Genomic DNA, 17,337 nt, shown 5'->3' on the forward strand with positions numbered 1-17,337 from the left:
ATCGTGGAGATCCGAACTCATGAATCGTGGCCGAAAGTAAGAGACGAATGCGAGCGTCTCATGCTTGGACATTTTTCTTCAAAAAACGGCGACCTTTATCAACGAACCGAACTGACGGCCAAACAAGCGCTATTCCTTGCGGCTCTAGGGCTGGAACCTCCTCCAAAGATTCTAGGCATCCACCCTCGCACCTAGATACACGCCCGAAGTGTGCCCAAATGCCTCCGATCCCTTTTGTATCAAGGGGCGAGAGGCATTTTGTTTGCCTAGTGACTGTCGAACTCGGGTCAACATTTTTACAGTAATTATAGTAGAATTATGGATTTGGAGATATTTTACATGTCACTTTACGGATTGCTCGTACTTATCCATGTGGTGGCGGCGGTTGTGGGGATGGGACCATCCTTTGCCATGCCGGTCATCCAGTCTTTCGGCAAGACGAAAGAAAGCCTCGTTTTTGTCAACCAAATCGTGAAAAGGTAGAGAGTGTGGCGAAAGTGGGAAGCATCATCCTAATCCTCTCAGGGCTCATTATGGGCGCGCTTAACACATCGTTGTTCACTCAAGGCTGGTACATTGCGTCCATCGTGCTATACGTCATCGCCCACTACTTGGCGGTGGGATATACGGGCAAGAGAGTAAAAAAAGTTTCCGAAATTTTGGACGGTTACAAAGGCAGCGACATTCCGGCCGATGCAGCAGCATTGAATAAACAAATCGCCGCTGCGGGAATGACAGCTTCCCTCATTGCGGTGGTCATGATTGTCCTCATGTCGGTAAAACCGTTCTGATTGGCCCTTTGGAAGGCATTGAGACGCATATTATTGAGTAAAGTGCTAATTATAATGCATATTAAAGGAGAATCCGGACGCAGCCCGGATTCTCCGTTTTTGTCTGTCCGGCGGAGATGTCTCAATTTTATTAATCCTTTTGGGGCATCGTTTCTTTCCAAAATTTCCATGATACAATAGAAATATAAAATCAGGGAAAGAAGGTGTCGTGATGCGAGAGGCTTTGCTGATTGTGGACATGAGCAACGATTTTGTGGCGGATGATGGCAGCTTGACGGCCGGGAAACCGGCACAGGAAATTGTGCCGTATATTGTGGAAATGGCCGATCAATTTTTGGAGAAGGATCAGATTGTCGTTTTTGCGATGGATGCCCATCAGGAGAACGACCCGCATTTTGCATTATGGCCGCCCCACAATGTGGTCGGGACGAAGGGGCAGCAGCTGTACGGGGAGCTACAGGACTGGTACGAAAAGCATAAAGACCATCCGAATGTAATCATGCAGCCGAAAGAAAATTACAATGCGTTCTTTCGCACAGGTCTTGCGGACAAGCTGCGTTCCCTCGGCGTGGAGAAAGTGCATGTATGCGGCGTGTGCACGGACATCTGCGACTTTTTGACGGTGGCCGGAGCCGACGCGGAAGGATTCAAAACGGCCGTCCATAAGCGGGGCGTCGCGACCTTTACGGATCAGGGCGAACTTTTTATTGAACATATGAAGAGATGCTTCTTTACGGAAGTGGTGGAGTAGTGTTGCTTTTGGAATAAAGAAGGGACCATCCGGGGATCGTCCGGATGGTTTTTATTTGGGGCAGGATGGCGCTTGTGCGGATATCCGCTTGCCCAATCACCGTCCGAATTTCTTTCCCAAGTTTTCCCACTTGTCGTCTCAATGGTCTCATTTTAAAATGAGGTATAGAACATACGTTCTGCACATATAATCTATACATATAATGGATAAGCGGAGGTGGCCATGATGCACATCCATGCGCTGAATTACACGGACTTTAGCCCCGAAGAATTGTACGAGCTTCTTCCGGACCGTTCGATCATTTGCATCGATATGCGCTGTTTTTATGCCAGCTGCATGGCGATGCTGCACAATTTGGATCCGATGGAAGTGCCGATTGCGGTCGTAGGCAACTTTGAGCAAAAGGGGAGTGTCGTGCTCGCTGCATCACCACCGATGAAGAAACGCTTTGGCATCAAAACCGGCTCCCGCCTTTATGAAATACCGAAACATCCGGACATCCGGCTGTTTGAACCGAAAATGGAATTTTTTGTGCGAATGTCCATGGAAATCACCAATTTGCTCAACCAATTCGTACCGAAAGAAGCGATCCATGTCTATAGCATTGATGAAAGCTTCGTGGATCTGTCCGGCACGGAAAAGCTTTGGGGTCCGCCGGAAGAAACGGCAAAATACATTCAAAAAAGCATCTACAGCCAATTCCAAATTCCGAGCGCGGTAGGGATGGGGCCGAATATGCTGATGGCCAAATTGGCTTTGGATTTGGAAGCGAAGAAAACGAACTTTGCCAAATGGACTTATGAAGATGTTCCGAAAAAATTGTGGCCCGTTTCGCCCCTTTCGGAAATGTGGGGGATTGGCCGCCGCACGGAACGCTCGTTGAACAATATGGGCATTTTCAAAGTGGGGGATTTGGCTCGCGCGGATTTGGAGATGTTGGAGAGCCGCTTTGGCATTTTGGGAAATCAATTATATTACCATGCGTGGGGAATCGATTTGTCCCCTCTCGGCGCCCCTATTGCGGAGGGGCAGATCAGCTTCGGCAAGGGGCAGATGCTCATGCGGGATTACCGGACGCGCCGGGAGATTCTCACGGTCATTTTGGAAATGTGCGAAGATGTGGCTCGCCGGGCAAGGGAAGCGCATCAGGCGGGACGGACGGTTTCCCTCGGCGTGGGCTACAGCAAAGACGCCTTTGGGGGCGGGTTCCTGCGCTCCCGGACAATCGACGAACCGACGAATGATACGATGAAAATTTATGAAGTCTGCAAAGAACTGCTGGATGAATATTATGCCGAGCGCCCGGTCAGACAAATCACCATCAGCCTTTCCAAGTTGGAGACGGAACGCTCCATGCAATTGAGCTTTTTTGACCGCCAAAAATGGAAAAGGCGGAAACTTGGCGCGACGATGGATTATTTGCGTTCCAAAATCGGACCGACCGCCGTCCTTCGCGCGGTGTCTTATACGGAAGCGGGAACCGCACTGGATCGGTCGCAGTTTCTTGGCGGCCATAAGAAATAGAAACATGGATGCCCGCAAAAGGCCGATTCGTGCGGGATTCGCTTCCCGAAGGCACGCGGAATGGAAAGGCCGCCGTTTGCGGTTCTTCCAAAATCGCTTCCACCGCCACCACCCAAATTCTTCGAAACAAAAGAGGTGAAGAAAGATGATTCGAGATCGGGGGAATATCAAATGGAACGCGATGATGCTCCCGGAACATGTGAAAATGCTCAGGGAATGGAGAGAGAAGGACAGATGCGAAGAGAGGCCGGTTCTGGATGAATGGGCTTTGCAGGATTTGAATGAACAGCTCATCGCGGCATGCGCCAATCACTGTGAAGTCGAGCTGAAAATTTGGCAAAACCGGCGCATCTTTAAAGCGGCGGGAAAAATCGCCGAACTCGACGGCAAACGGCGCATCTGCACATTCGAGGACGGCCGCGCTTTCCCCTTTGAATCCATCTGCGGCATCACGGTGATGGAATAAAAATAAAAACCCTCCTCTGGTCGAATGAATAGCCCATCGGTAAACGCCGGCATATAAATAGTTTACGGCACATTTATATGTTCCATAATCACTCGACAGAGGAGGGGCGAAATGAAGAGAATCATTGTCACAGGTGCGCTTGGACAGATTGGTTCCGAATTGGTGAGAAAGCTCCGGATTGAATATGGAAAAGACAATGTCCTGGCAACGGATATACGGGAAGACAAGAACCATGACGGACCCTTCGAAGTGCTGGATGTCCTCGATGCGTTGAAAATGTACGAAGTGGCGAAAAAGTTCAAAGCGGATACGATGATCCATTTGGCGGCGCTGCTTTCGGCAACGGCGGAAATCAAGCCGATTCTGGCATGGGAATTGAACATGGGCGGCCTGTTGAATGCATTGGAAGTTTCCAAAGAATTGAATATGCAATTGTTCAATCCAAGCTCCATTGCCGTATTCGGCCCATCGACTCCGAAAAACGACACCCCTCAGGAAACGTTGCAGCGGCCGACGACCATGTATGGGGTGAATAAAGTGGCAGGGGAGCTGCTCTGCGATTATTATCATTTGCGCTATGGCGTGGATGTCAGGGGTCTCCGTTTTCCGGGCCTGATTTCGCCGGGAACGCCGCCCGGGGGAGGGACGACCGATTATGCGGTGGAAATTTATCATAAAGCGGTGAATGAAGGGAGTTATACTTCTTATATTGCGGAAGGCACTTATATGGATATGATGTATATGCCCGATGCATTGAACGCCATCGTGGAATTAATGGAAGCGGATCCTGCCAAATTGACGGTCCGCAACGCCTACAATGTTTCCGCCATGAGTTTCGATCCGTCGGAAATCGCGGCGGAAATCAAAAAGCATATTCCGCATTTTGAAATCAAATACGATGTCGATCCGGTGCGGCAAAGCATCGCCGAAAGCTGGCCGAACAACATCGATTCATCCCGGGCGGTTGCCGACTGGGGATTCAATCCGAAGTATGATTTGAAAGCGATGACCATCGATATGCTCGATAAAATCGGGGGCGGCATTAAGAGCAGGACGCCGTTATAAAGGAATTCGAAGGGTTCTTGACATAGATTCTCCATGACAGCGGACATCGCAATGATCCGGCGTATTCGCCGTGACATGGCTGCAAAATCAAAAGGGGAGTTCGGCAAAATGCGAACATCCCCTTTTTTATTTTAAAAGGATTTTGCGGGGCCTCTCTGATAAGCACCCCCGGATCTTATTTGTTTTTCAGCAATTCAAATACTTGCTGCACGTCTTTATCGCCGCGTCCGGAAATGTTGACGATGATCGTATCTTCAGGCGATAAAGTCGGCGCAAATTTCAACGCATAAGCGACTGCGTGGGAGCTTTCAAGGGCAGGAATGATGCCTTCCGTTCTGGACAACACCTGGAATGCATCCAACACTTCGTCGTTTGTGACAGTCACATATTCGCCGCGTCCGGATTCATGCAAGTAAGCATGAAGCGGGCCTACTCCCGGATAATCCAATCCGGCAGCGATGCAGTCCGTTTCAAGCAAATTGCCTTCCTCATCTTGAAGGACATAACTTTTGAAACCGTGAAGAACGCCAGGTTTGCCTTTTGTAATGGTTGCCGCGCCGGCAGGTTCCACCCCGATCAAGCGCACGTTTTCATCATTGATGTAATGCGCGAACGCACCGGCTGCGTTACTGCCGCCCCCCACTGCCGCAATGACCGCTGTCGGAAGTTTTCCTTCTTTTTCTAAATGTTGCGCGCGGCTTTCACGGCTGATGACGGATTGGAAATGTTCCACGATTTCGGGATATGGCGTAGGACCGACTGCCGATCCAAGCAGATAGAATGTGTTGTCATGGTTTTTCACCAAATCCATGAATGCTTCATCGACCGCTTCTTTCAATAAGCCGTTTCCTTTGTCGACGGCCACCACTTTGGCGCCGAGAAGCTCCATGCGGAACACGTTCAACGCTTGCCGTTTCGTATCTTTTGCCCCCATGTAAATCGTGCATTCCATGCCGAACATCGCGGCGGCTGTCGCAGTGGCAACCCCATGTTGTCCCGCTCCGGTTTCCGCGATGATTCTCTTTGCACCCATGCGTTTGGCAAGCAAAATTTGGCCCAGCACGTTGTTTAATTTATGGGAGCCGGTATGGTTCAAATCTTCCCGTTTTAAATAAATTTTGGCGCCGCCCAATTTTTCCGTTAAATTTCTTGCAAAATAAAGAGGCGTTTCGCGGCCGGCATATTCTTTCAAGTAGTAGTTCAGTTCATTGTTGAAATCCGGATCGTCTTTCACTTTCGCGAATTCTTCCGCGATCCGGTCGAGAACTTTTTGCACTTCATCCGGCACAAAGCTTCCGCCGTAATTGCCGTAATATCCGTTTTTGATTAATGTTTGGCTCATGATGATTACAACTCCTTTTTTAATATTATTGTCTCAGAGCGCATCGATTTCAATATCAAATTTACGGAACAGTCGATATTGTAACAAAAATCTGTCAATAACGGGCGGGGTGTCCGCAAAAACGGCGGACAAAACCCGCGCTGCCGATAGATTGCCAAACGCGGCGAAATCGCCGCAAACTTCAAATTCAAAGAAGGGGCGATATCTCCGCGGAGGGCCGATATTGCCGCAGCACGCAAGGCGAAACGTTTAAGCCAATGGAACGGTTTTTGAAGCTTTGACGAGATTTTCGATAGCATCCCAGTCGCCCTTTGCCAGACTGTCGACGATTTTGCTGCCGACGATGACGCCGCTTGTAAAGGAGCCGAATTGTTTGACATGTTCAGGGGTGGAAATGCCGAACCCTGCCAATACAGGCGTATCGGTATAGCTTTGGATTTTTTTGAAATGGCTCTCCAAATCGCCTTCGAAAGAGGAGCGGGCGCCGGTGATTCCGTTGACCGTCACGGCATAAATAAATCCTTCGCTGGCTTTCGTCAATTTTTCAATCCGTTCCGGCGTGCTTGTCAATGAAACGAGCTGCACCAGGTCAATGCCGGCTGCCTTAAGCGCCGGATGGACCAAATCGCTTTCTTCCAGAGGCATATCCGGAATAATGACGCCGCGGATGCCCGCCTTATGGGCGTCTTTGGCGAATTGGCCGATGCCGTAAGCAAGCACCGGATTCAAATACGTCATCGCAATCAACGGAATCTTGATTTCATGGGCAAAGCCGGCAAGGGTTTCGAGCACTTTGCGCAGAGTGGTCCCATTGGCCAAAGCCCGCACGCCGGCTTCCTCGATCGTCGGTCCGTCCGCAACCGGGTCGGTGAAAGGGATGCCCACTTCGATGGCCGTAACGCCCAGCTCCTGCAGCTTCAAAATGGTCGGTTTTAGTTTTTCAAGTCCGCCGTCGCCCGCCATAATATATGGAATAAAGGCTTTATGGCCTTGCCGGTTCGTTTCCAAAATCGCTTCTTTGATTTGGCTCATGCCAGCTCACCTCCAAGGGCGTCATAAATGGTATGCACGTCTTTGTCGCCGCGGCCGGACAGGCATACGACGATGATTTGGTCCGGATCCATCGTTTTTGCCAGTTCCGTCGCATAATGGACGGCATGGGCGCTTTCAAGGGCGGGGAGGATGCCTTCCGTCCGGCAAAGAAGTTTCACTGCCGCAAGCGCTTCGTCATCCGTCGCCATCACGTATTTGGCGCGGCCGGTTTCATGCAAGTAGCAATGTTCCGGTCCGACTCCCGGATAGTCGAGCCCTGCGGAGATGGAGTGGGCTTCCTGCACGAAGCCGTTGTCATCCTGCAACAGGTACATAAAAGCGCCATGCAGCACGCCTGTTTTTCCGGCGTTGATCGCGGCCGCGTGTTTCCCGGTTTCAAATCCTTTGCCGGCCGCTTCCACGCCGTACAAAGCGACTTCTCGATCTTCGATGAACGGATAGAACATGCCGATGGAGTTGCTTCCGCCGCCGATGCAGGCAACGACCGCATCCGGAAGGCGGTTTTCTTTTTCTAAAATTTGTTTCTTGGTTTCATCTCCGATCACCCGTTGGAAATCGCGGACAATGACAGGGAAGGGGTGCGGACCCAAGGCGGAACCCAAAATGTAATGGGTTGTTTCCACATTGGTCACCCAGTATCGCAGCGCTTCATTGACCGCGTCTTTTAATGTTCTTGATCCTTTTTCGACCGCCACCACTTTTGTGCCCAAAAGCTCCATGCGGAACACGTTCAAGGCTTGGCGCTTCACATCTTCGGCTCCCATGAAGACGATGCATTCCATGCCGAGAAGGGCGCAGGCGGTCGCCGTTGCCACACCGTGCTGGCCGGCTCCCGTTTCGGCCACGATTTTCGTTTTCCCCATTTTTTTGGCGAGCAATGCCTGGCCGAGGGCGTTGTTGATTTTGTGAGCACCCGTGTGATTCAAATCTTCGCGTTTCAAATAAATTTTCGCGCCGCCGCAATGTTTTGTGAGGCGTTGGGCAAAATAGAGGGGCGTTTCCCTGCCCACATATTCTTTTAAATAGTAGCGAAGTTCCTGTTGGAAGGATTCGTCCTGCTTATAATGTTCATAGGCTTCTTCCAGCTCTTGCAAAGCGGTCATTAAAGTTTCCGGAACAAATTGGCCTCCGAAACGGCCGAATTTGCCTTTTGTTGTCATCGTCATGTCAATTAGCTCCTTTTACGGTTTGTTGTGAAATGGTTGGCAGCTTGATGTTAAGCGTATTATTTACGTTCATTTATACGCACGGTTTGTGTTGAAGCGGCTGCAGCCTGGATGAACGATTGGATCAGTTCGCAGCATTTTTTCCCGTTCTTTTCCACACCGCTTGAGACATCCACGGCGAAAGGTTGGACGGCGGCAACCGCCTGCCGGACGTTTGCGGGGTTGAGACCTCCCGCCAGAATCACTTTCTCCCTCGGGATGGAAAGGCGCTCCAGCAATGACCAGTCAAAGACTTTGCCGCTCCCGCCGGCGTAATCGGTTCCGGGAGCGTCGAACAGATAGTAATCCGCCTGATATCCGGCGGCTTTTTCGACATCCTTGGCGTCCCGGATGGAAAAGGCTTTGATGGAAGGGCAGCCCAGTTTTTTGATAAAGTCGGGGTCTTCATTGCCGTGGTATTGCACATAATCGAGCGGGACTTTTTCAAAAGCTTCCCGCACTTCCGCTTCGGAGGGATTGACGAAGACTCCGACTTTTTTGACGTGGGCCGGTACAAGTTCCGCGAGCCGGGCCGCTTGTTCAACGGTAATCTGCCGTCTGCTCGGCGCAAACACGAAGCCGACGAAATCCGCTCCCGCATTGACGGCGCAGAGCACATGCTCCGGTTCTTTCAATCCGCAAATTTTTACCTTGGTCATGGCTTGACATCCTCCGCCGTCGGAAGTTTGACTTGGAAAGATGCCAATGTCTCTTCCGGATTTCCGCTTCGCATCAACGATTCTCCGACCAGAATGGCCCGGGCGCCGGCCTTTGCCACCCGTTCGGCGTCGGCTGTCTCAAAAATGCCGCTTTCACTGATGAAGGCGATGTCTTCGTATTGGTTGATGATATTGGCCAATTTTTCCGTTTGGGCCAAATCCATATGGAACGTTTTTAAATCCCTGTTATTGACGCCAATCAGTTTCGGATGAAGGCGGAGGGCCCGCTCCAGCTCTTCTTCGTTGTGCACTTCCACGAGCACTTCCAATCCGCGGCTTGTCGCATAGTCGTACAATTCGGACAACGTTTCGTCATCCAGGGCTGCAACAATCAGCAGAATGACCGATGCGCCCGCGTGAAGGGCATAATCGATTTGCACCGGATCGATGATGAAATCTTTATTTAATATAGGAAGGTTTACATTTTTGGAAATGTCCGCTAAATCTTCGAAGGAACCTTTGAAAAACTTTTCTTCCGTCAAAACCGAAATGCAGGCGGCTCCGGCTTTTTCATAGCGCTTTGCCTGTTCGACCGGATCGGCTTCCGCATTGATGATCCCTTTGGAAGGGGAGGCCCGCTTCATTTCGGCAATGACCTGAAGGGTGTCCGATTTCCGCAAAGTTTCGTACAGGGACGGGCGTTTCTTTAAAGGGACGTTCCGTTCAGGCTTCGTTGCTTTCAATTTTGGAAGAAGGGTTTTTTTATGTTCGATGATGGTATCCAAAATCGTCATCAGACTGTTTGCTCCTTTATAATGTTTTGGCTGAACTCGACGACCGCCTCCAGCTTCTCATAGGCGCGGCCGGATTCGATGGCTTCTCGGGCGATGGCCACCCCGTCCTTCAATGAATCGGCGGTGCCGTAAGCGTAGAAACCGAGGGCCGCATTTAATACAACGGCATCATAATATGGCGTGCGTTTGCCTTTTAAGAGGGCCTTTAAAATTTCGGCATTTTCATCCGGTGTGCCGCCTCGCAGGTGCGAAACCGTTGCCGGCTGCAATCCCAATTGTTCGATATCGATGGTCAAAGGCCGGATGTCGCCGTTTTCAAGCAGCACGGCGCGGTTCCGGTGATCCAGGGACGCTTCGTCCATTCCTTGGGAACCGGATACGACGATGGCCCGTTTGCGGCCTAAAATGCGCAATACTTTTGCGTATTCTTCGACGAAATCCGGACGGTTGATGCCGACAAGCTGGACGTCCAAATCCACAGGGTTTGTCAAAGGGCCGACCAGGTTGAAGATTGTCGGTTTTCCGATGTCCCGTCGAACTTCGCCGATGCGTTTGAGTTTCGGGTGAACGGCAGGGGCGTATAGGAAAACGATGCCTTCCTGCTTGAGCAATTGCACGGATTCTTCGACGGTGAAATCCGTATGGATGCCTAATGCCTGCAGAACATCGGCGCTGCCGGAAGAGCTGGAAATTTTCCGGTTGCCATGTTTGGCCACTTTGACGCCGCTGCTGGCCAGCACGAATGCGGAAGTTGTGCTGATGTTGAAGGTTTGCAGCCCATCGCCTCCGGTGCCGCAATTATCGATATAAGGCCCTTCCGGCACAGGGATGCGGACGGCATTGGATTTCATGACGATGGAAAGGGCGGCAACCTCCTCGGCAGTTTCTCCTTTTTCACGGAGGGCAAGCAAAAATTCCTTGATGTCCTCTTTTGGCGTTTCCTCGTCAAAAAGGATTTTCGCCGCCTGGATCATGTCATCGTAAGGCAAGTTTTCTTTTTGTTGTACGCGTTTTGTAAAAGTTTGAATATCCATTCTATCATCCTCCAAATTTATAATTTGAAGTTTAGATAGAATAGCCGAAATAAAAAAATCCTCTGCAAACGGGCGCAAAACCCCGTTTGCAGAGGACGACATTGCTGCCGCGTTGCCACCTCTGTTGAAGCAGTTCATACTTCCACCTCAGTGTGCCCAACCTCCAGGCACTTCCCAGTAACGCGGGAAAGACGTCAACCACTTGCGCAGTTGCTCTCGTAAGGCCCATTCACGAAAGGCATGCGCCAGTTTTCACCGACCACTGGCTCTCTCCGGCATGCGCATTTCGCTACTATTCCTTACTCATCAATTTTGGCTCGGCTATTCTCAACTAAACTCTGCTCAACTCAACTAATCTATCGGTGCGGTGGCTGTGCTTCCACAACATTTCTCCGCCACGAACAATTTAGTTGATGAATATTTTATTCAGAAATTGTACGAATGTCAATAATTTTCGAGCAATTCGAAATGAAAAAGGGGGAAGACAGTAAAAAAGGGCTTACATTCGAGATGTTGTCGGATAGCGTGTTTTCCGTCCCAATATCCCAAAACCGTCCCAAAAAGCTTACATTCGAGATGTTGTCGGATAGCAGGGAAAGCGGCGGTGCGGGAAGGGAATTGGGGACGGGATATGCAGAAGATTGGTTAGGAGTACGAGTATGGGGGGTATGTGCTTTGGTTGGGAGCATAAGTGCGCGAGAATGGGGATTAAATGCGTTAGAGGAGGGTTCAAGTGCCCGAGTGTGGGGGTTAAGTGCCCCGATATGGGGGTTATGTGCCAAAGCTGATGAATTATCCGCCCGAGGTCAGGAGATAACTGCCCAAGCGAGGGAACTATCTGCCCAAGTGAGAGAGGTAATCGCCCGAGCCAGGGGATTAAGTGCCCAAGCGAGGGGGCTATGTGCCCAAGCCGAGGTGTGATCCGCCCGAGGCCAGGAGATAACTGCCCAAGTGAAGGGGCTATCTGCCCAAGCGAGGGAGTTATGTGCCCAAGCCGAGGTGTGATCCGCCCGAGACCGAGGGTTAACTGCCCAAGCGAGGGAGCTATCTGCCCAAGTGAGAGAGGTAATCGCCCGAGGCAGGGGGTAACTGCTCAATCTGAGGAATTATCCGCCCAAGGCCAGGTGTTATCTGCCCAAACCGGCCCTCCATCCGCCAGGCGCAATCCTGCGGAAGAAGCCCCCTGCCGTCCATCCATCAAAAAAAGAGCGAATGGCCTGCATTCGCTCTTTCGAATCCGCTGTTTACCGGCCGATTAAATTCTTGAAATCCAGCCGCTTGTCCAACAGCTTCATAATCGGGATGCCGACGAAGAGAACAACCGCTTCCCCGATGGCCGTTGTGAGCCAGGAAAGCCAGAATGGAAGTTCCAGCGCCAACTTTAACTCCAAGGCAATGATCCACATCATGAACGTAAAGACGAATGAATTGATCAACATGCGGTATATCACATTTTTCACATATTTGCCGACGATGATCAGAATGGTCAAGCAGATGACGGAATGCGATACGCCAAACACCAAATCGAACCAGCCAAGCGGCGAAAACAGATTGGCGATGAATACTCCCGAAACAACCGCCAACATATAGCGGGGATTGAAGGCTACCAGATGATTGAAAATTTCGGCGATGCGAAATTGGATTTCCCCATAGCTTAAAAAGGACAGGGTATAGGTTACAGCGATATAAAGGGCAGCAATAATTGCCGTAACGGCCAAAAATTTCGGTTTCATATAAAATAAGTCACTCCTTAGTTTTTTATCGTGGGATTTCGCGAACCACGGTGTGATGGACACACAAAAATTCATAATATCACAATAGAAGGAAAGTATCAAATTGGCTCTTGGAATATTTTAACTAATATAATTGTAGATTTTTTTTATAAATATCAAATTTCACAAATTCCTCACAAAATATTCGTTATTTTTGGATAATAATTTATTGCATAAAATTAATGTAATTTAGCGGTTTAAAGCAATAAATTATTATAATTGATTTAATAAAATGAATATTTATAAATTCAGAACATTTCTAATGTTATTGACTGTTTTTTGTCGAAAATGTAATATAACGTTAAACTCTAGCTTTATCAGAATAAAGCGAAAAGTTTTTTTATTGAAATCATCAGAATTTTAATACAAACAGTGGGGGGATTATATGAAAAGTAGTATGAAAAAACTATCATTTTTACTGATCGGTTTAATTTTGATTTTGGCTGCTTGCGGCGGCGGTAATGACAATACATCCGAATCAAAAGACAAAAAAGATGGGGAAGAGACAAAAACATATAAAATCGGGGTAACACAGATCGTCGAACACCCGTCTTTGAACGCGGCATACAAAGGATTCCAGGACGCGTTGAAAGATGAAGGATTGAAAGTGAAATACGACTATCAAATCGCGCAGAACGATAACAGCTTAAATACGCAAATCGCTCAGAACCTCGCAAGTGCGGGAGTGGATTTGATTTTCGCGAACTCCACACCATCCGCGCAAGCTGCGAAAAACGTAACAAGCGATATTCCAATCGTTTTCACATCCGTGACGGATCCGGTGAAAGCGCAATTGATCGATTCCATTGAATCTCCTGGAGGAAACGTGACAGGTACGATCGACTTGCATCCGGATGCCATCAAAACGACTGTCGAATTCATGAAAAACGAATTGAACATTGAAAAAATCGGTATGGTTTATAACGCCGGGGAACAAAACTCCGTGGCGCAAGTGAACCAGGTGAAAGAAATTGCTGATTCTTTGGGAATGAAAGTGGAAACTGCGACGGTAGCCCAAAGCTCGGAAATTAAGCAGGCGGCGGAATCATTGATCGGCAAAGTGGATGCGTTCTATATCATTACGGACAACACGGTGGTATCAGCCCTTGAATCCATCGTTCAAGTGGCGGAAGTCAACAAATTGCCTCTTGTAGTGGGCGAATTCGACTCTGTAAAACGCGGCGGATTGTTGGCGTTCGGTTTCGAATATTATGACATCGGTTACCAGGCTGGAAAAATGGCCGCAAAAATCTTAAGAGGCGAAGCGACTCCTGCGGAAATCCCTGCAGAATATCCGGCAACATTGAAATTGGTTGTGAACAAAGACACTGCGGAAAAACTGGGCATCGAAATCAAAGATGACTGGAAAGCGGAATTGGTAGAAACGGAAAAATAATGAATTCGAGCATGTTAGGAGAGATGATTCAGTATGTTTACAGCAATGTTCGGGGCAGTTGAGCAAGGAATCATCTACGCAATTATGGCACTCGGAGTGTATCTGACATTCCGAGTGTTAGATTTTCCAGACTTGACGGTAGATGGTAGCTTTGTAACGGGTGCGGCCACGGCGGCGACGATGATCGTCCTGGGATATCACCCGATTGTTGCTTCGCTTGTCGCCCTGCTTGCAGGGTTTATTGCAGGATGTATTACAGGCATATTACATACCAAAGGGAACATCAACCCGCTCCTTGCCGGAATCATCATGATGATTGGCCTCTATTCCGTCAACCTGCGAATCATGGGCCTCTCGACTGAGAACGCAACGAGCCTTCCGAACGTTCCCCTCCTGAATAGTGAAACCATCTTCGCGAAATTTGCAAAAATTTGGGAACCATTAGGGATTGATTCATTTATCAATAATATTGTGGCGGGTCTTGGCGCCCAAACCCTTCCGCAAACTTGGGGAAATCTTTTTATGATGATCGTTGTGACGCTTGTGATCAAGTTGATCGTCGATTGGTTCCTCAAAACGGAAATCGGGCTCGCCATCCGCGCAACAGGGGACAATAAACGGATGATCCGCAGCTTTTCGGCCAATACCGACAACCTGATCATTTTGGGAGTGGGCCTATCCAATGCGCTTGTGGCGTTTTCCGGCGCGTTAATCGCCCAATATTCCAAATATTCCGATGCCACAATGGGGATCGGGATGATCACGGTAGGGCTTGCCTCTGTCATTATTGGGGAAGCGATTTTCGGCACGAAATCCATCATGCGCACAACGTTGGCCGTCATTGTCGGTGCGATGATTTACCGCATTGTATTGGCGATTGCACTCCGCGTGCCATTCCTTGACGCAAGCGACATGAAGCTGATTACGGCCGTCATCGTCATCTTGGCGTTGATTGTTCCGCAGGCCATCGAGAAACAAAAACAGAAGAAGCGCAAAGCAAAGCGCCTTCAAGCCAGAGTATAAAGGCAGCAAGAAGGGAGGGCGGACATTGTGCTCAAGCTAGAAGGAATTACGAAAATCTTCAATGAAGGAACGCCGGATGAAAAAGTGGCGTTAAATCATATCAATCTGCACCTCAAACCGGGGGATTTCGTGACGGTCATCGGGAGCAACGGTGCAGGGAAATCGACGATGATGAACATGATTTCCGGTGTGTTAACTCCGGATGTCGGGAAAGTATGGATCGATGGAAAAGATGTGACGAATTTGCCTGAATATAAACGTTCGCGCTACATCGGGCGGGTCTTCCAGGATCCGATGGCAGGCACGGCTCCATCGATGACGATTGAAGAGAACCTCGCGATTGCCTATGCCCGGAATTCCAGCCGCACGCTGCGGTTGGGAGTGAACCGGGAACGCCGGGATTTCTTCCGCACGGCTCTGGAAAAATTGCATTTGAATTTGGAAAACCGTCTGAACGCCAAAGTCGGATTGTTGTCCGGAGGGGAAAGGCAGGCGTTGTCCCTGTTGATGGCGACTTTTACGAAACCGTCGATTCTGTTGCTGGACGAACATACGGCGGCGCTTGACCCATCCCGGGCCGAATTGATTACGAATTTGACAAAGCAATTGGTCGAAGAAAACCAACTTACGACGCTGATGGTAACCCACAATATGCAGCAGGCCATCGATTTGGGAAACCGGTTGATCATGATGGACAAAGGACAGATCATTTTGGAAGTGAACGAAGACCAGAAACCGAATCTGACCATCCCTGACCTGATGGCGGAATTTGAACGCATCCGCGGCGAAAAAATGGCCACTGACCGAACGTTGTTGGGCTGAATGGAGACGAGTTTAAATATCGGACTGTACGATGTGGCGGTTCCATCATAAATCGCCTTTGGGAGAGCGGGTATCCGAACTTGCCGGGCATCCGCTTTTTTCATGGTGCAGGCAAGTAAAAAAGCAAAAACCTTTCAATGGTTTTTGCTTTTTTTATTATGAGGGCAAAATTTAATTTTCGATACTGCGAAAATCCCTTATTGAATGAAATTCGCACATAAGCTGCGAAACCGGACATAAAACGTCCCAATCCGCACATAAAGCATTGCAATCCGTGCATAACCGGCAAAAGAAGACCCCGGGCACGAAAGACCCGGGGGTTTTTTAAATCAACAATCCAAACAATGTGCTGTCTTTGTTCACTTCTTTGAACTCGAAGCCGTTCATGCGCATGCGTTCGATGATGCCATTATAGTCTTCCGGTTTGCTGACTTCGATGCCGACCAAGGCCGGACCTTCCTCTTTGTTGTTTTTCTTCGTGTATTCGAAACGGATGATGTCATCGGTAGGGCCAAGCACCACTGTCAGGAACTGGCGAAGCGCTCCTGCCCGTTGAGGGAAGTTGACGATGAAGTAATAAAGCAATCCTTCATATAATAAAGATTTTTCCTTGATTTCCTGCATGCGGCTGATGTCGTTGTTGCCGCCGGTGATGATGGCCACCGCCGTTTTTCCTTTCAGCTGATCGGCATACAAATCAAGGGCTGACACCGGCAACGCGCCGGATGGTTCGGCGATGATGGCATGCTTGTTATACAAATCAAGGATTGTCGTACATACTTTTCCTTCCGGCACGGTAATAATGTCATCCAAATACTTGCGGCAAATTTCGTACGTTTTTTGGCCGACGCATTGAACGGCTGTACCGTCGCAGAACTTGTCGATCTTTTCAAGGGTGATCGGGCCGCCGTTTTCAAAGGCCGCTTTCATGCTTGGGGCGCCTTCCGGTTCGACGCCGATGACTTTTGTCGTCGGTGAAATGTTTTTGATATAGGCGGCCACTCCGCTCATCAAACCTCCGCCGCCGATTCCGCCGAATACAAAGTCCAGGGGCTCGTCGATGTCGTTCAAAATCTCGACGCCCACAGTGCCTTGTCCGGCGATAATATCGTAATCTTCGAAAGGATGGATGAAGATCATGTTATGTTCGTTGCAATATTCCATCGCCGCATTGGCCGAATCATCAAATGTATCGCCGGCGAGCACGATTTCCACATAATCGCGGCCGAACATGCGCACCTGGTCGATTTTTTGTTTTGGTGTGGTAAGCGGCATAAAAATAGTCCCTTTGATTTTTAAATGGGAGCAGGAATAGGCCACGCCCTGGGCATGGTTGCCGGCGCTGGCGCACACGACGCCTCTTTCGCGGGCTTCGTCTTCGATTTTCTTTATTTTATAATAGGCGCCCCGCAACTTGAAGGAGCGCACGGATTGGAGATCTTCGCGCTTTAAATAAATGTTCGCTCCGTACTTTTCTGACAAGTATTCATTCTTTTGCAAAGGCGTATGAATCACGACGTCTTTCAATTGATGTTGGGCTCTGATGATGTTTTCGACTGTAAAACTTTTATCCGCAACTTCCATTTCAATTGTAACCTCCATAAAGATTCAGCATTTATATATTTTAACATAAGATTCAT

18 protein-coding genes, 1 pseudogene, 1 riboswitch and 1 other annotated feature are annotated in these 17,337 nt (G+C 49.2%); of the genes and pseudogenes, 11 read left to right on the forward strand and 8 right to left on the reverse strand.

All coding sequences use genetic code 11. From position 1 onward, the window contains the following. From FKZ59_RS07350 to FKZ59_RS07375, 7 genes and pseudogenes are all read left to right on the forward strand, one after another. Window positions 1-195: pseudogene (locus FKZ59_RS07350) on the forward strand (IS1634 family transposase); the annotation flags it as partial. Window positions 196-339: 144 nt separating this feature from the next. Further along, window positions 340-483, forward strand: coding sequence for a hypothetical protein (locus tag FKZ59_RS14710; RefSeq protein ID WP_181733221.1), 144 nt, complete (start codon window positions 340-342; stop codon window positions 481-483). A gap of 5 nt (window positions 484-488) precedes the next feature. Continuing rightward, on the forward strand, window positions 489-791 hold the full coding sequence (locus tag FKZ59_RS07355; protein ID WP_141602111.1) for a DUF2269 family protein: 303 nt from the start codon (window positions 489-491) through the stop codon (window positions 789-791). Window positions 792-1,002: 211 nt separating this feature from the next. Next, window positions 1,003-1,542 (forward strand): cysteine hydrolase family protein, encoded by a 540-nt coding sequence (locus FKZ59_RS07360; RefSeq protein ID WP_141602112.1) that lies wholly within the window; start codon window positions 1,003-1,005, stop codon window positions 1,540-1,542. Between the two features lie 225 nt (window positions 1,543-1,767). Next, window positions 1,768-3,066, forward strand: coding sequence for a Y-family DNA polymerase (locus FKZ59_RS07365; protein WP_181733226.1), 1,299 nt, complete (start codon window positions 1,768-1,770; stop codon window positions 3,064-3,066). Window positions 3,067-3,211: 145 nt separating this feature from the next. Continuing rightward, window positions 3,212-3,532, forward strand: a complete 321-nt coding sequence (locus FKZ59_RS07370) for a YolD-like family protein (RefSeq protein ID WP_141602113.1) — start codon at window positions 3,212-3,214, stop codon at window positions 3,530-3,532. 111 nt (window positions 3,533-3,643) lie between these two features. Further along, window positions 3,644-4,597 carry an NAD-dependent epimerase/dehydratase family protein gene (locus tag FKZ59_RS07375; protein ID WP_141602114.1) on the forward strand — a complete coding sequence of 318 codons (954 nt, stop codon included), beginning with the start codon at window positions 3,644-3,646 and terminating at the stop codon, window positions 4,595-4,597. Between the two features lie 175 nt (window positions 4,598-4,772). Here the strand turns inward: FKZ59_RS07375 and trpB (FKZ59_RS07380) are convergent, their stop codons facing one another. From trpB (FKZ59_RS07380) to trpD, 6 genes are all read right to left on the reverse strand, one after another. Further along, on the reverse strand, window positions 4,773-5,939 hold the full coding sequence (trpB, locus tag FKZ59_RS07380; RefSeq protein WP_141602115.1) for a tryptophan synthase subunit beta: 1,167 nt from the start codon (window positions 5,937-5,939) through the stop codon (window positions 4,773-4,775). 249 nt (window positions 5,940-6,188) lie between these two features. Then, a complete protein-coding gene (gene trpA / locus FKZ59_RS07385; RefSeq protein ID WP_141602116.1) occupies window positions 6,189-6,971 on the reverse strand; it encodes a tryptophan synthase subunit alpha in 783 nt (260 codons plus the stop codon). After that, on the reverse strand, window positions 6,968-8,158 hold the full coding sequence (gene trpB, locus FKZ59_RS07390; protein WP_141602117.1) for a tryptophan synthase subunit beta: 1,191 nt from the start codon (window positions 8,156-8,158) through the stop codon (window positions 6,968-6,970). The genes trpA and trpB (FKZ59_RS07390) overlap by 4 nt, the downstream gene beginning before the upstream one ends. A 59-nt stretch (window positions 8,159-8,217) precedes the next feature. Beyond that, window positions 8,218-8,856 carry a phosphoribosylanthranilate isomerase gene (locus FKZ59_RS07395; RefSeq protein WP_141602118.1) on the reverse strand — a complete coding sequence of 213 codons (639 nt, stop codon included), beginning with the start codon at window positions 8,854-8,856 and terminating at the stop codon, window positions 8,218-8,220. After that, a complete protein-coding gene (gene trpC / locus FKZ59_RS07400) occupies window positions 8,853-9,650 on the reverse strand; it encodes an indole-3-glycerol phosphate synthase TrpC (RefSeq protein WP_141602119.1) in 798 nt (265 codons plus the stop codon). Before trpC ends, FKZ59_RS07395 begins: the two co-directional genes overlap by 4 nt. Next, window positions 9,650-10,684, reverse strand: a complete 1,035-nt coding sequence (gene trpD / locus FKZ59_RS07405; RefSeq protein ID WP_141602120.1) for an anthranilate phosphoribosyltransferase — start codon at window positions 10,682-10,684, stop codon at window positions 9,650-9,652. Before trpD ends, trpC begins: the two co-directional genes overlap by 1 nt. 88 nt (window positions 10,685-10,772) lie before the next feature. Then, window positions 10,773-11,000, reverse strand: a binding site (T-box leader). A gap of 125 nt (window positions 11,001-11,125) precedes the next feature. Between trpD and FKZ59_RS07410 the strand changes: the two genes are divergently transcribed. Further along, window positions 11,126-11,605 carry a hypothetical protein gene (locus tag FKZ59_RS07410; protein WP_141602121.1) on the forward strand — a complete coding sequence of 160 codons (480 nt, stop codon included), beginning with the start codon at window positions 11,126-11,128 and terminating at the stop codon, window positions 11,603-11,605. Window positions 11,606-11,928: 323 nt separating this feature from the next. On the opposite strand, the gene FKZ59_RS07415 is transcribed toward FKZ59_RS07410, so the two are convergent. Next, entirely contained in the window at window positions 11,929-12,417 is a 489-nt protein-coding gene (locus FKZ59_RS07415; RefSeq protein WP_141602122.1) for a QueT transporter family protein, read from the reverse strand. A gap of 11 nt (window positions 12,418-12,428) precedes the next feature. Then, window positions 12,429-12,472: riboswitch (PreQ1 riboswitch) on the reverse strand. A gap of 369 nt (window positions 12,473-12,841) precedes the next feature. Between FKZ59_RS07415 and FKZ59_RS07420 the strand changes: the two genes are divergently transcribed. From FKZ59_RS07420 to FKZ59_RS07430, 3 genes are read left to right on the forward strand one after another with little or no spacing between them, the layout of a single operon-like run. After that, window positions 12,842-13,852, forward strand: coding sequence for an ABC transporter substrate-binding protein (locus tag FKZ59_RS07420; protein ID WP_141602123.1), 1,011 nt, complete (start codon window positions 12,842-12,844; stop codon window positions 13,850-13,852). Between the two features lie 33 nt (window positions 13,853-13,885). Beyond that, the gene (locus tag FKZ59_RS07425; protein WP_141602124.1) at window positions 13,886-14,875 is read left to right on the forward strand and encodes an ABC transporter permease; all 990 of its coding nucleotides are present in this window, start codon (window positions 13,886-13,888) and stop codon (window positions 14,873-14,875) included. 27 nt (window positions 14,876-14,902) lie between these two features. Continuing rightward, window positions 14,903-15,697 carry an ABC transporter ATP-binding protein gene (locus FKZ59_RS07430; RefSeq protein ID WP_141602125.1) on the forward strand — a complete coding sequence of 265 codons (795 nt, stop codon included), beginning with the start codon at window positions 14,903-14,905 and terminating at the stop codon, window positions 15,695-15,697. Window positions 15,698-16,021: 324 nt separating this feature from the next. Here the strand turns inward: FKZ59_RS07430 and ilvA are convergent, their stop codons facing one another. Next, entirely contained in the window at window positions 16,022-17,281 is a 1,260-nt protein-coding gene (gene ilvA, locus FKZ59_RS07435; protein WP_141602126.1) for a threonine ammonia-lyase IlvA, read from the reverse strand. Window positions 17,282-17,337 lie beyond the last annotated feature (56 nt).

Source organism: Ureibacillus terrenus (genome assembly GCF_006569205.1).
Classification (GTDB): Bacteria; Bacillota; Bacilli; order Bacillales_A; family Planococcaceae; genus Ureibacillus; species Ureibacillus terrenus.